At 72.6% G+C, this 14,056-nt stretch carries 12 protein-coding genes and 2 riboswitches; all 12 genes read right to left on the bottom strand.

What is annotated here, in order from left to right:
- Positions 1-126: 126 nt before the first annotated feature.
- Complete coding sequence (locus tag RM779_RS17010; RefSeq protein WP_311618547.1) at positions 127-846, bottom strand: cobalt-precorrin-6A reductase; 720 nt, start codon at positions 844-846, stop codon at positions 127-129.
- Complete coding sequence (locus RM779_RS17005; RefSeq protein WP_449657299.1) at positions 843-2,327, bottom strand: cobyric acid synthase; 1,485 nt, start codon at positions 2,325-2,327, stop codon at positions 843-845. The genes RM779_RS17010 and RM779_RS17005 overlap by 4 nt, the downstream gene beginning before the upstream one ends.
- Positions 2,324-3,079 (bottom strand): precorrin-6A synthase (deacetylating), encoded by a 756-nt coding sequence (gene cobF, locus RM779_RS17000; protein WP_311618545.1) that lies wholly within the window; start codon positions 3,077-3,079, stop codon positions 2,324-2,326. The genes RM779_RS17005 and cobF overlap by 4 nt, the downstream gene beginning before the upstream one ends.
- Complete coding sequence (gene cobN / locus RM779_RS16995) at positions 3,076-6,684, bottom strand: cobaltochelatase subunit CobN (protein WP_311618544.1); 3,609 nt, start codon at positions 6,682-6,684, stop codon at positions 3,076-3,078. The genes cobF and cobN overlap by 4 nt, the downstream gene beginning before the upstream one ends.
- A gap of 49 nt (positions 6,685-6,733) precedes the next feature.
- Positions 6,734-6,827, bottom strand: a riboswitch (cobalamin riboswitch).
- A gap of 6 nt (positions 6,828-6,833) precedes the next feature.
- The gene (locus RM779_RS16990; protein ID WP_311618543.1) at positions 6,834-7,640 is read right to left on the bottom strand and encodes an ABC transporter ATP-binding protein; all 807 of its coding nucleotides are present in this window, start codon (positions 7,638-7,640) and stop codon (positions 6,834-6,836) included.
- Positions 7,637-8,680 (bottom strand): FecCD family ABC transporter permease, encoded by a 1,044-nt coding sequence (locus tag RM779_RS16985; protein WP_311618542.1) that lies wholly within the window; start codon positions 8,678-8,680, stop codon positions 7,637-7,639. The genes RM779_RS16990 and RM779_RS16985 overlap by 4 nt, the downstream gene beginning before the upstream one ends.
- The gene (locus RM779_RS16980; RefSeq protein WP_311618541.1) at positions 8,677-9,717 is read right to left on the bottom strand and encodes an ABC transporter substrate-binding protein; all 1,041 of its coding nucleotides are present in this window, start codon (positions 9,715-9,717) and stop codon (positions 8,677-8,679) included. The genes RM779_RS16985 and RM779_RS16980 overlap by 4 nt, the downstream gene beginning before the upstream one ends.
- 69 nt (positions 9,718-9,786) lie before the next feature.
- Positions 9,787-9,987: riboswitch (cobalamin riboswitch) on the bottom strand.
- Positions 9,988-10,166: 179 nt separating this feature from the next.
- Positions 10,167-11,690, bottom strand: a complete 1,524-nt coding sequence (locus RM779_RS16975) for a family 43 glycosylhydrolase (RefSeq protein WP_311618540.1) — start codon at positions 11,688-11,690, stop codon at positions 10,167-10,169.
- Positions 11,687-12,112 carry a hypothetical protein gene (locus tag RM779_RS16970; RefSeq protein ID WP_311618539.1) on the bottom strand — a complete coding sequence of 142 codons (426 nt, stop codon included), beginning with the start codon at positions 12,110-12,112 and terminating at the stop codon, positions 11,687-11,689. The genes RM779_RS16975 and RM779_RS16970 overlap by 4 nt, the downstream gene beginning before the upstream one ends.
- Positions 12,113-12,198: 86 nt before the next feature.
- Positions 12,199-12,564, bottom strand: a complete 366-nt coding sequence (locus RM779_RS16965) for an alpha/beta hydrolase (protein WP_311618538.1) — start codon at positions 12,562-12,564, stop codon at positions 12,199-12,201.
- A 757-nt stretch (positions 12,565-13,321) separates the two neighbouring features.
- Positions 13,322-13,465 carry a hypothetical protein gene (locus tag RM779_RS16960; RefSeq protein WP_311618537.1) on the bottom strand — a complete coding sequence of 48 codons (144 nt, stop codon included), beginning with the start codon at positions 13,463-13,465 and terminating at the stop codon, positions 13,322-13,324.
- Positions 13,466-13,796: 331 nt separating this feature from the next.
- The gene (locus tag RM779_RS16955; RefSeq protein ID WP_311618536.1) at positions 13,797-13,946 is read right to left on the bottom strand and encodes a hypothetical protein; all 150 of its coding nucleotides are present in this window, start codon (positions 13,944-13,946) and stop codon (positions 13,797-13,799) included.
- Positions 13,947-14,056 lie beyond the last annotated feature (110 nt).

Genomic DNA, 14,056 nt, shown 5'->3' with positions numbered 1-14,056 from the left:
CGCCGCGCCCGCACCCGCGACCGGTGACGGTGGCCGCCGGGCGGGCCGGTGGAGGTCCCGGTCCCGCGTGCCTCGACCGGCCGCGGGGACGAGAAGGACGCGACGGCCCGCCCCGCCGGGGCGCTCTCACCGCAGCCGCAGGACCCACGTAACCGCCTCGCGAACGTCGTGGACCGTTCGGACGCCCGAAGGGCCTGGCGGGCGGCGGACGACGACCACCGGCACGGCCAGCCGTTCGGCGGCGGCCAGCTTCGGCCAGGTGTAGGTGCCGCCCGAGTCCTTGGTGACGAGCACGTCGACGGCGTGGCCGTCCATCAGGTCCAGCTCGCCGTCCAGGTGGAAAGGACCGCGGCTGGTGACCAGCCGCCATCGCCCGGGCAGGGGCAGGGCGGGCCGGTCGACCACGCGGGCCAGCACGGCGCGATCGGCGAGCGCCGGCACGAAGCGGGCCAGCTCCTGGCGGCCCACCGTCAGGAACGGGCGGGCGCCGAGCGCCGCGGCAAGACCGGCGGCCTGCTCGTGCGTGTCGGCGTACCGCCACCCGGAACGCGGCTCCCACCCTGGCCGCTCCAGCCGCAGCAGCGGCACGTCGGTGCAGGCGGCCGCCGCGTTCGCGGTCATGCCCACCGCGAACGGGTGGGTGGCGTCGACGACCGCGTCGTACCCGGCGAGCGCGGCCCGCAGCCCCGCCACGCCGCCGAAGCCGCCGACGCGGACCCGCCCGACGGGCAGCCGCGGCCGCGCCACCCGGCCGGCCAGCGAGGTCGTGACGTCGACACCCTCCTCGATCAGCCGCGCCGCGAGCGCGCGGGCCTCCGAGGTGCCACCCAGCAGCAGCAGTCTCATGCGCCACCCCCGGGCGCCAGGACCGGCAGACCGGGGGGTGCTCCCTCCCGGGCCAGCGCCAGCAGCGCGTCGAGGTCGAGATGCCGCTCGACCAGGTCCGCGATCAGGTCGATCCGACGCTGACGCGCCGCCGCGAAGCTCACCCCGGAGGGGGCCAGGCCGAGGGTTTCGGCCAGGAACGCCGAACGCAGCTCGTCGCCCTCCAGCGCGCCGTGCCACAGCGTGCCGAAGACGTTGCCCGCCCGGACGCCGCCGAGGAACTCCGGGGCGGAGCGGCCGATCGTGACGCGGCCGTGGTGGATCTCGTAGCCCGAGGCACGGGCACCGAGCGCCCTTCCGGTCGGCAGCCGCAGCGTCTTCTCCGCCGCGAACTCGGTGCGCACGTCGAGCAGGCCGAGCCCGGCGACGTCCGAGCCGGCCGCGCCCTCGACGCCGTGCGGGTCGGTGACGCGGTGCCCGAGCAGCTGGTAGCCGCCACAGATCCCCAGGAGCGGTTTGCCCCGGCGGACGTGGTCGGCGACGGCGCGGTCGAGCCCGCGGGCCCGCAGCCAGCCGAGGTCGGCGAGGGTGGCGCGGGTGCCGGGCAGCACCAGCAGATCGGCGTCGGCGAGGTCGCGCGGGTCGGCGGCGAACACGACATCGAGATCCGGTTCGAGGCCGAGCGCGTCCACGTCGGTGAAGTTGCTGATCCGCGGGAACCGGACGACCACGACGCGCCGCGCACGGTCGCCTGCCGACCGCCGGCCCGCCAGGTCGAGGGCGTCCTCCGAGTCCAGCCACAGGCCGGGGGCCCACGGCAGGACGCCGTACACCCGGCGGCCCGTCAGGCGTTCAAGGCTCTTGAGCCCGGGGCGGAGCAGACTCGGCTCGCCCCGGAACCTGTTCACCACGAAACCGGCCACCAGCGCCTGGTCGGCCGCCTCCAGCAGTCCCACCGTTCCGTACAGGGCGGCGAAGACACCGCCCCGGTCGATGTCGCCGACGACGACGGCCGGCAGCGAGGCGTGCCGGGCGAGGCCCATGTTGACGTAGTCGCTCGACCGCAGGTTGATCTCGGCCGGCGAGCCGGCGCCCTCGGCGACGACCAGGTCGTGCCGCGCGGCCAGCCCGTCGAACGCGGCGTGCGCGGCCTCGGCGAGGTGCCGGCGCCCCGTGGCGAAGTCGCCGGCGGTGACCTCCCCGGCGGGATATCCCAGCAGCACGACGTGGCTGCGCCGGTCGCTGCCGGGCTTGAGGAGCACGGGATTCATCGCGGGCTCCGGGCGCACGCCCGCGGCGAGCGCCTGCACCCACTGGGCGCGGCCGATCTCGGCGGGCCGCCCGTCGGGGCCGTGGCACACCATCGAGTTGTTGGACATGTTCTGCGCCTTGTACGGGGCCACCCGGACGCCCCGGCGGGCGAACGCACGGCACAGGCCGGTCGTCACGACGCTCTTCCCGGCGTCCGAGGTGGCGCCGGCGACCAGGAGGCCCGCCATCAGCGCGCCCGGCGCAGCAGGTAGGCGTCCATGACCCAGCCCGCGGCGGCCCTGGCCCGCCCGCGGGCCGCGGCCAGTTCGGGCAGCACGTCGCCGACGCGGCCGTGCACCAGCTCCTCGCCCGGGCCGCCGAGGTTGGCGCCCCACCAGATCGTCCAGTCGGCCAGGCCGGGAAGCTCGGACAGCTCGGACAGCTCGGACAGCCCGGACAGCCCGGAACGGCCGCCGAGGACGACGACGATGTTCTCCTGCCCCGCCTCGACCGCCTCGCGCAGCCGGCGCGCCGGGGTGACGTGGACGGGCCTGCCGACCTCGTGCAGCACGATCCGGTGCCGGGCGGCGAGCAGTTGGGGCGCGCTGATGCCGGGCAGCACGTCCCAGTCGGCCCGCAGCCGGCCGGCGAGCCGCTCGACCAGGCGGACCGTGGAGTCGTAGAGCGACGGGTCGCCCCATACGAGGATGGCCGCGGTGCCGCCGCGGCGCGCGAGCACCCGCTCGTACGCCGCGGCGCGGGCCTCGTGCCAGGCGGCGACGGCCGCCTGGTAGTCGGCAGGGTCGTCGCGGTCGCGCGCGGGGTCGGGTACGACGGCGAGCGCGACGCCGTACCGTTCGCAGACCGCGCGCCGGACGTCCAGCAGCCGGTCCTCCCCTGACTTCCGGGCCGCGAGCACGTAGTCGGCCCCGCGCAGCGCCTCGGCCACCTCGGGCGTCACATGCTGCGGACCCATGCCAATACCCAGGACCCGAATCCTCACCCTTCGTCCTCCAGGTCGCCCTCGACCTCCAGGTACACCTGCCGCATCGCGGCCAGCAGGCCGGGGTCCGGCTCCGCCCACAGGCCGCGCTCGACCGCCTCGTGGAGCCGTTCGACGATGCCGCGCAGCGCCCAGGGGTTGGACCGCCGCAGGAACTGCTGGTTGGTCTCGTCGAGGACGTACTGCCTGGCCAGCTCCTCGTACATGCCGTCGTGCACGACGCCCGCGGTGGCGTCGAAGCCGTACAGGTAGTCGACCGTGGCGGCCAGCTCGAACGCGCCCTTGTAGCCGTGCCGCTGCATCGCAGCGATCCAGCGCGGGTTGACCACGCGGGCCCGGAAGACGCGGGAGGTCTCCTCGGCCAGGGTGCGGGTCCGCACCGCGTCGGGCGAGGTCGAGTCGCCGACGTACGCCTTGGGGTCGGCGCCGGTCAGGGCACGGACGGTCGCGATCATGCCGCCGTGGTACTGGAAGTAGTCGTCGGAGTCGGCGATGTCGTGCTCGCGGCTGTCGACATTCTTGGCGGCGACCTTGATCCGGCGGTAGTTGGCGCGCATGTCGTCGTCGGCGGGGGCGCCGTCGAGGCCGCGTCCGTAGGCGAAGCCGCCCCACGCCGTGTAGACCTCGGCCAGGTCCTTGTCGTCGCGCCACGACCCGGACTCGATCACCTGCAGGATGCCCGCTCCGTAACTGCCGGGCCGGGAGCCGAAGATGCGGGTGGTCGCCCGGCGTTCGTCGCCGTGCTCGGCCAGGTCGGCGCGGGCGTGGGCCCGCACGAAGTTCCGCTCGTCAGGCTCGTCGAGCGCGGCGACAAGACGGACCGCGTCGTCGAGCAGCGCGACGGCGTGCGGGAACGCGTCGCGGAAGAACCCCGAGATGCGCACGGTCACGTCGATGCGGGGCCGGCCCAGCTCGTCGAGGGGGACGACGGCGAGCCTGCCGACCCGGCGCGACTCGGCGTCCCACTCGGGGCGCACCCCCAGCAGGGCCAGGACCTCGGCGATGTCGTCCCCCGAGGTGCGCATGGCGGAGGTGCCCCACACGGACAGGCCGACGGACCGCGGGTAGCCGCCCGTCTCCTCCCGGTAGCGCCGCAGCAGCGAGTCCGCCATCGCCTGGCCGGCCTGCCAGGCGAGCCGCGAGGGCACCGCGCGGGGGTCGACGGTGTAGAAGTTCCGCCCGGTCGGCAGCACGTTCACCAGGCCGCGCAACGGGGACCCCGAAGGACCGGCCGGAACGAAGCCGCCGTCGAGGGCGTGGCTGACCGCGGCCAGTTCCCCGGTCGTGCGGGCCAGCCGCGGCACGACCTCGACGGCGGCGAACTCCAGTACCCGCCGGACCTCCTGGGCGGTGTGGAGCGTGGCCGCGGCCGCGGGCTCCCAGCCGGCCGCCTCCATCCCCTCGACCAGCTCGCGGGCTTCGGCCTCGAAGCCGTCGACCTCGGCCGTGCTCGCCGTGGCGGCGTCCTTCAGGCCGAGCGCGGCGCGCAGGCCGGGAACGGCGTCGCCCACGCCGCCCCACACCTGGGCCGCGCGCAGGATCGCGAGCACCAGGTTGACGCGGGCCGCACCGGTCGGGGCCTCGCCGAGGACGTGGAGGCCGTCCCGGATCTGGGCGTCCTTGATCTCGCACAGCCAGCCGTCGACGTGCAGGAGGAAGTCGTCGAACTCGTCGTCCCCCGGGCGCGCCTCAAGACCGAGGTCGCGGTGCAGCTGGGCGGCCTGCATCAGTGTCCAGATCTCGCCCCGGACCGCGGGCAGCTTCGCCGGGTCCATCGCGGCGATGTTGGCGTGTTCGTCGAGCAGTTGTTCCAGCCGGGCGATGTCGCCGTAGGTCTCCGCCCGCGCCATCGGCGGCACGAGGTGGTCGACGATGGTGGCGTGGGCGCGGCGCTTGGCCTGCGCCCCCTCGCCCGGGTCGTTGACCAGGAACGGGTAGACCAGCGGCAGGTTGCCGAGTGCCGCGTCGGTGGCGCAGGCGGCCGAGAGCGCGGCGTTCTTGCCGGGCAGCCACTCCAGCGAACCGTGCTTGCCGAGGTGGACGACGGCGTGGGCGCCGAAGCCGTGCTCCAGCCAGCGGTAGGCGCCGAGGTAGTGGTGGCTCGGCGGCAGGTCGGGGTCGTGGTAGATCGCGACCGGGTTCTCGCCGAAGCCGCGCGGGGGCTGGATCAGCAGAACGACGTTGCCGGCGGACAGGGTGGCCAGCACCAGCTCGCCGGCGTCGTTGACGAACAGGCTGCCAGGCGCGGCGCCCCACGTCTCGGCCATCGCGGCGCGCAGGCCGGCCGGCAGGTCGGCGGTCCATGCCTCGTACTCCGCCGCGCCGATGCGGACATGGGCGTCGGTCAGTTGCGCGGACGTCAGCCACTCCTCGTCCTGGCCGCCCGCGGCGACGAGGGCGTGGATGAGCGCGTCGCCCGCCTCGGTGTCGGTGTGTCCTGCATCCAGGATGCGGACCACGGCATTGTCCGCGCCCAGGTCGTAGCCGTCGTCCCGGAGCCGGCGCAGCAGCCGGACGGCCGACACCGGTGTGTCGAGGCCGACGGCGTTGCCGATGCGCGCGTGCTTGGTCGGATACGCCGAGAGCACGACGGCGATCCGCTTGTCCCGGTTGGGCGTCGACCGCAGGCGAGCGTGGTTGACGGCGAGCGCCGCGACCCGGCCGCAGCGTTCTGCGTCGGCGACGTAGCGGGGCAGCCCGTCGGCGTCGAACTCCTTGAACGAGAACGGCGCGGTGATGATCCGGCCGTCGAACTCCGGAATCGCTATCTGGCTCGCCGAGTCCAGCGGCGTGACCCCGTCGTCCGACGCCTCCCACTCGGCTCGGCTGGACGTGAGACACAGGCCCTGGAGAACGGGGATGTCCAGCGCCGCCATCCGCCGCACGTCCCACGCCTCGTCGTTGCCGCCCGCGCTCGCGTTCGACGGAATGGTGCCCCCGGCCGCCAGAACGGTGACGACCAGCGCGTCGAGGGCGCCGAGGGCGTCGTAGAGACTGTCGGGCGCCGAGCGCAGGGAACCCGCGAAGACGGGGACCCCGACGGCCCGGCCGGTCGCGTCGATCGCGTCGGCGAGGGCGTGGGCGAAAGCCGTGTTCCCACTGGCCTCGTGGGCCCGGTAGTACAGGACGCCGACCCGGGGGAGCCCTCCGCCGGGGGCCGCCGGCCGGGCGGCGAACCCCCATTCGGGAATCGCGATCGGCGGCTCGAAGCCCTCGCCGGTCAGCAGCACCGTGTCGGACAGGAACGCGTGCAGTTCGGCCAGATTGGCGGGGCCGCCTTCCGCCAGGTACCGGTGGGCCTCGGCCGCGACGCCGATCGGCACCGTGGAGCGCTCCATCAGCTCGGCGTTCGGCTGCTGCTCCCCGCCCAGGACCACCAGGGGAGTGCCCCGGTCACGGACGGCGCCGAGCCCGTTCCACAGCTCGCCCGGCGAGCCGAGAAGCCGGACGACGACGAGGTCCGCGCCGGCGACGGTGGTGGCCAGCTCGGCGTCGCCGGCCCGCGCCGGGTTGGACAGGCGCCACGTCGCGCCGCTGGCACGGGCGGAGAGCAGATCGGTGTCGGACGTGGACAGCAGCGCGATGCGCTTGGCGGGCTCGGCCATCGCCAAGTTCCTCCTCCGGGGTTCTCGCCCCGTGTGACGGTCGGACGGGCCCGCGGCCAGTATCTGGCTGCGCCGTCGAACGGGCGACGGCGTCACAGTGGCGGAACCGCCCCGGAATCTCACCGGGTTCCTGGCACCGCGGGCGACGGTCAGCCTACGCGACGTTCGCCTTCGGGCGGCCGGGGCGGCGGGAGCGTGCCGAGGAACCGGATGTGGGGGCGCCCTCCGGGTCCGGAAGGGGTGACCTCGGCGCGTACCCGGTAGACCCGCGCGATGAGTTCCTCGGTGAGCACCTCATCGGGCGTGCCACGGGCCACCACGCGCCCTCGCCCGAGCACCAGGAGGTCGTCGCAGTACATCGCGGCGAGGTTCAGGTCGTGCAGGGCGACGACCGTGGTGAGGGGGAGGGCGGCGACCAGGGCCAGCAGATCGAGCTGGTGCTGGATGTCCAGGTGGTTGGTCGGCTCGTCCAGCAGGAGTTCCCTGGGCTGCTGGGCGAGGGCGCGGGCGATCTGGACGCGCTGACGTTCGCCTCCGGAGAGGGTGTGCCAGGCGCGTTCCGCGTGGCCGGTCAGTCCGGCCTGCTCAAGGGCGGTGCGCACGGCCTGCTCGTCGTCCGGCGAACCGGGGGCCCAGGGGCGCCGGTGCGGGACCCGGCCGAGGCCCACGACGTCCGCGACGGTCAACTCGACCTGAGTGTCGGCCTGTTGCTCGACGACGGCCACCCGCCGGGCGACCGCTCTGCGGCGCAGTTCGCCGATCGGGTCCCCGTCGAGGGTGACCAGCCCGCAGGCGGGGGTCAGGAGGCCGGCGAGCAGGCGCAGCAGCGTGGACTTGCCAGAACCGTTCGGCCCCAGCACGCCGGTCGTGTGCCCGGGCCGCAGGGCCAGGTCGACACCGTCCAGGATCAGGTGCCCGCCCGCGGAACGGGAGACCCCCTCGGCGTGCAGCGTCATGCCGCGCTCCTGACGCCGCGGCGGGTGCGGTACAGGACGAGGACGAAGGCCGGGACACCGACCAGCGAGGTCACCACCCCCACCGGTACCTCCTGCGGATCGAGAACCGTGCGCGCCAGCGTGTCGGCCCACACCAGGAACACGGCACCCGCCAGGGCACAGGCCGGCAGCAGCCGCCCGTGGCCAGGACCGGTCAGCGCGCGGGCGGCGTGCGGCAGCACCAGGCCGACGAAGCCGATGGCCCCCGCCGTGCTGACGAGCGCGCCGGTCAGCAGCGCGGTCGCGCACAGCAGCACCAGCCGGGTACAGGCGACGGAGACCCCGAGCGAGGCCGCCGCGTCCTGCCCGAAGGCGAAGGCGTCCAGGGTCCGGCAGTACCCGAGACACACCACCAGGACCGCGAGCAGCACCGCCAGGCACAGCCACACGTCCGTCCAGCCCGCCCCGCCGAGCGAACCGAGCAGCCAGAACAGCACGCCGCGGGTGGTCTCCGCGTCGGCGCCGGTCATCACCACGAAGGAGGTGAGCGCGGAGAAGAGCTGCATCGCCGCGACCCCCGAGAGGACCACCCGGTCCGGGGTGCCGCCCAGGGTGTGGCTGAGCAGCAGCACCAGCGCGAAGGAGCAGACGGCCCCCAGGAACGCGCCCCCGGAGACCGAAAGCGCGCCGCCGCCGGCGCCGAGGACGACCACCACGACGGCCCCGGTCGAGGCCCCGGAGGAGACGCCCAGGACGAAGGGGTCGGCGAGCGGATTACGCAGCAGCGACTGCATCACCGCCCCGCACACCGCGAGTCCCGCGCCGCACACGGCCGCCAGCAGGACGCGCGGCAGCCGTAGGTTCCACACGATCTCGTTCCGCAGCCTGGGGAGATCCGAGGTGCCCCAGCCCAGGCGGGCCGCGATGGTGGACCAGACGTCGCCGACGCCGATGGACGCCGGGCCGATGGTGACGGTCACGGCGACGGAGGCGCACAGCGCGGCGAGTCCGGCCCCCCACAGCAGACCCCCGCGGGTGGCCGGACGTATGCCGTGGCTCACTCCGCGAGCCCGTGCTCGCGCAGCGCCGCGGCCACCTGCTCGATGCCCTCGACGGTGCGGATGGTCGGGTCCATGGCCTGACCGCTGAGCAGGACGTACCGTTCGTTGCGGACAGCCGTCATGGTCCGGGTCACCGGGTGCGACTCCAGGAACGCGATCTTCTCCGCCGCGCTCTCGGCCGTCTGCGAGTCGCGGGCGAGGTCGCCGATCACCAGCACGTCGGGATCGCGGTCGGCGACCGTCTCCCAGTTGATCTGGGGCCACTCCTCGTGGGTATCGTCGAACACGTTCTCCGCGCCGAACGCGTCGGTGATGACGCCGGGAGCGCCGCAGCAGCCCGCCATGTAGGGGGCCTCGGAGTTGGCGAACCAGTACAGGAACGACACCCCGGACGCGTCGATGCCGGAGGTGGCCCGCGCCGCGCGTGCTTCGAGCTCGGCGACCAGCTCCTCGCCGCGCTCCTCTACGTCGAAGACCCTGGCCAGCTCGCGGACTTCGCCGTAGACCGTCTCCATGGTGAACGCCTGGGTGCGCACCCCGTCACCGTCGCCGCTGTTGTCCTTGCCGACGCAGTCGGCGGGGGACAGGTACGTGGGCACCCCCAGCTCCTCGAACTGCTCGCGGGTGGCCACGCCCCCCGTGCCGAGCAGGGAGCTGAAGGACGAGGAGACGAAGTCCGGTTCGGTGTCCAGGACCCGTTCGAAGGAGGGGGCGTTGTCGGCGAGCCGGGGCACCGACGCACCGGCCTCCGCCAGCGCCTCGGGCAGCGGGTCGGTCCAGGTGGCGGTGCCGACGATCCGGTCGGCGAGACCGAGGGACAGCAGGATCTCGGTGGTGCCCTGGGACAGCGAGACCGCCCGCCGGGGCGGGGCGGCGATCTCCACCGTCCGCCCGCAGTTGTCGAGCGTCAGCGGATAGCCGCTCTCCCCTGGCTGCGATGACGAGGGCGGCGAGGACGCGTCGGCACCGCAGGCGGTCAGGAGCAGAGCTCCCGAGAGGACCAGGACGGAAGGACGGACGAACTGCGCGACCGGCATGCACTTCCCCGGGTGTCGAGGGCTCGAACGCGGAACCCTGTCGGACGGTGTCCCTCCGCCGCACGACGCCGGGCGCGGAGGCCGCCAGCAGGTCTTCGGACTCGGGATCACCCGGACGAGGCGCCTTCCCGGACCGTGATCGTGGTCATGATCGTGGTCCAGTGGCCGCTGCCCCGCCCGTCCCCCTTACCGCTGCGCGTCAGTTCCGGATTCGCACCGGATTCCCTGACCCACGCACGTGTGGGTTCGACTGGCCCCGGCAAGCTATCACAGCGCGTCATTCCCCCCCGGCCGGGCCAGGCCAGGCCCGGCCAGGCCCGCCCAGGCCAGGCCCCGGCCGCCCCTGACCGGTGCGGGAAGCGATCAGTAGCGGCGCGGGAGACGGCTGCTGGCGAGCAGGGGAGACCGCCCGCACCGGCGGTACGTCAACGGGACGGCTCGGGGGCCGGTTATCCCGTTTGCCGGACGAGCGAGAGGCCGTCGACGGTGAAGCCGCCGGACCCCGAGGAGCGGACCGTCACGGTGACGGGCCCGGCGGGCAGTTCGATCCCGGTCAGCTCGTGCTCGGACCAGCCACCGGAGGAGGGGACCTCCAGAACGTTGTCGTTGCCGTCGGCGTCGGTGACCACGACCTCGCCGGCTTCCCCCCTGGCGGACAGGGACAGGGCGTAGGCGCCTTCGGGCACGTCGATCTCCTGCTGCGTGCCGCCGCCGCTGACCTGCAACGCGAACCGGCTGGAGTTCGCGCCGCCTTCGACGTTGGTCACGCTGCCGCCGGTGTTGGTCCACCCGGTCAGGTCCGAGACGATGATCCGGTCGGCCTGGAAGTCGGGGTTGAGGATGTAGTTGTTCTGCGGCCCGACCCGCCATTGGCCGGTTGCGGCGTTGAACTGCCACTGACTCATCGAATGGAACTGGAGCTCGCCCGCTTCGTTCTGGTTGATCGGCATCCACTGGTTGTAGCCGATGCCGTTCCACGCGAAGTCGGCCCAGCGATCGCCGGCATACAGCACCGTGTCCTGCTCCGTTCCCTCGACCGTCACGAAGAACCCGGTCTGGGTCACGTGGCTGTAGTCCATCTCGGTACCCGGGAGGGTGTACTCGTCCGAGTAATCACCTTGGATGTCGTCGGTGGTGGACTCGATGACATGGTTGACCGAAGAGTTCCAGCCGTGCAGGTCCGAGGCCGCCAGGTAGTAGCTGCCGTCGAGCTTGAACATGGCGTTGCCTTCGCGGCCATCGGCGTTGTAGCCGACCTCGACCGCGGGCTCCGCGCTCAGCGAGTCGGACTCGCTGAGCTTGGAGACGAAAGCCCGGGAGCGTCCCTCCCGGTTGGAGAAGATCAGGTAGTCCTGCCCGTCCTCGTCGGTGAAGACGGTCTGGTCCCCGGTGCCCGTGGTCGGCGAGTTCTGCACCTGGGTCTGGAAGTTGCCGAAGGCGAAGTCGCCGGTGGGCGAGTCGCCCTGGAGGAACAGAACGCCGTGGTCGTGCGCCGGGTGCCACATCTGCACGGGAAGCACGTACTTGCCGGTGTTCTCGTTGTACGAGACGCCAAGACGCCCCACCCAGCCGGCGTCGCCGAGGTTGCCGCCCAGGTCGCCGAGGCCGGTGGCAGTCGTGGCGACGTCGTTCTCGAAAGTCCAGTTCACCAGGTCCTGCGAGGAGTACACCGGGATCGACACGAAGGTGACCTGGTTGTCGTACTTCCTCGACGGATCTGCTCGGTAGGACTCGGCGCCGGCGTAGTGCACGCCGTACCAGTAGTACGTGTCGCCGAACCGGAAAACGCCACCACCCTGCGAGTAGATGGGATTGCCATCGGTGTCGTTCCAGAAGGCGTCGTTCGTGATGGTCTCGAATGACCCCTGCAAAGGTTCCAGTTCGGAAGCGGCACTTTGCAGGTCCGTCTTGGCGGCCGCGACGTCCGGCACGGTCGCCGACGGGTCGCCTGCGACATCGGCCGCGGTGGTCAACGCTTCGGCGAAGGGAGCCCAGGAGGCAGCGGTGTAGTCGGTGGGGACGCTGTCTCGTAGTCGGCGACCAGAGTCGTCAGGCCGCGGACCATCACCAGGTCATCGGTGGCCTCCTGGAGCGCCGCGCGCGCCTCGGTACGCTCCGCGGCGGTTGCCTCTCCCCGTTCGATCAGCTGCACGGCGGCGTCCCTGGCCGACGCGAAGGGTGCCCAGGAGCCGGCCGTGAAGTCCGCGGCGGAGTGCGGGGAAACGTGCTCGGACAGCGCGACGAGAGGATCGGTTGATTCAGCCTCGCCGCCGGCCGTGCTCTCCGCCGCGGCAACGGGACCGCTTGCCGAGAGCGGCGCGGTTACCAACGCGAACAACGACGCGGCGACGAGCAGCCGCCATCGCCACGGATTCGCACGGGATGTATGGGTCATGATCTTTTCCTTTCGCTCGGAATCGCTCGGAATCGCGCAGAGGCGGTGCAGAAGCCGGTTCTGACACGGCCTCCGCATCGATGGGCCTACTCCTGGACGAACTCCCAGGCGGTGTCGTCGCCACTGGCGTCTTCGGGGAGGCGGTCGCGTGCGGCGGTGTCGCCGTACAGGCTCCAGCGCATCCAGTCCACGCAGGTGGCGGGGAACCGGTCGTCGCCCCAGAAGCTGGTGTGGTTTCCGCCGAGGTAGGTGAGGAACGCCTTGGGGGCCGGCAGTTCCTCGTAGGCCCGGCGGCCTTCGTCGTAGGGGCAGGTGGGGTCCTGGTCTCCGTGTACGAACAGGACGTTGGCCGCGACCGCGCTGGCCGGGTCGCCCATGTCCACGGTTGACTGCGGGATCGCGGCGGTGATCCGGTCGTCGGGCCAGGCGGTGAGCATGCCGTGGGTGGTCATGCCGCCCATCGAGTGACCGGACACGCCGACACCGGGAGCCGCGTCGATGTGGCCGCATGGGGGTACCTCCCAGGCCCCCAAGGCCTGGGGGAGGGTCGTCGGACCCGTTCAGCGCAAGGGTCCGGGTGAGGATCTCGGAGACGTCCTTGGACTGGTTGCCGTTGTAGACGTCGTCGAAGTTGAACTGGAAGTGGGGCGCGGGGACGACGAAGCCGGCTTCGGCCAGGGGGCGGATGAAGAACTCGGAGTTCTGCGGGCTGGAGCCGTAGCCGTGGGTGAAGTTGCAGATGGGAAAGGCGCCCTCGGCTACGGGAGCGTCGGTGACGGGGTTCCCGCCGGGGGTGCCGGTGGCGGGGTAGTAGACGAAGGTGGTGCACCGGCGGTCGCCGCGCGTCCAGGCGTACTCACGCACGCCTACGGCGAACGGCTCGGTCGGCGCGTCCAGCAGGTGACGGGTGGGGGTGGCGAGCGCCTGCCCGGCACCGAGCAGGGACGCGCCCACGCCCGCAGCGCCGGCCGCGCTCAGGCCCAGGAATGTACGCCGTCGCATCGTCATTGATGACTCCTTGTGTGGGGGATTCTTCGTAGGGGTTTTCCGCGGGGGCGGTGTGCGGCTCAGATGGGCGTCAGGACCGGGCGGTAGGCGCCCATGGCGACTTGTTCTGCCGTTGGTGACCTCACAGGTGGTGACCTCACAGGTCTCAGCGAAGATCCGGGCGGGGCGGAGGGGGGTGTTTGCCGAGCCGTGGCCGGGCGCCTACTCGACCGCCGGCTCGTACCGGCCTGCGTTCTGGCAGCCGGAGATGCCGTTCCAGTCAGCCGGGTCCGGGCACAGGGACCGGGTGCAGCGGGTGTCGTTGTCGATGAACGTCTTGAGCCAGGGGACCCTCGGGCTCGGCATGCCGACAGTTGTCCAGCCCGAGGCATCGGAGCCGGGCTTGCTCGCTGCCGGTTGCCCACGGCAGCGGCGGGCCGCGCACGACCCCTGCGGCACCCGCCGCCGTAGTCCTTCAGCACCCTCACGTCGCACGCCCGCGCGCGGAACCGTTGGTGCACTCCATCATCCGTATCCTTCGGGTCGCGCCCCCGCTTCCCTCACGGACTTCGTCTGAGCAGCCGGATCGATTCCTCATCCGGTGTGATGCCGGAACCACGCCCGAGCACGCACGCGCACTCTCCGTCCGGTACGTCTGCGCTGCTGTCCTCCGACGGCTCCAGCCGCTGGCCCCGGCTCAGGTCCAGCTGATGTCCGGCGGGTCGGCCCTCGTGCTTGGCCGGAAGGGCGCCATGCCCGCGATGCGGCAGCGGCCGCCGTGGACGCTGCCGTCCTCCAACGAGTCCCATCGCCATCGGACGGTGCGCCGTCGATCCTCGTGCCGCATGAAGTCCTCCTCCACGTCAGCCACTTACCTGTGCCGGTGTCCAGGGCCGACCATCGATTCGCATCATTGAACAGAGATGAACAGGCGTCAATAGAATGGACCCGATCGCA

The sequence above is a fragment of the Streptomyces johnsoniae genome, from assembly GCF_031845565.1.
GTDB classification, from domain to species: Bacteria; Actinomycetota; Actinomycetes; order Streptomycetales; family Streptomycetaceae; genus Streptomyces; species Streptomyces johnsoniae.
Note: the sequence above shows the minus strand (reverse complement) of the source record. Positions and strands in the feature narration are given on the sequence as shown.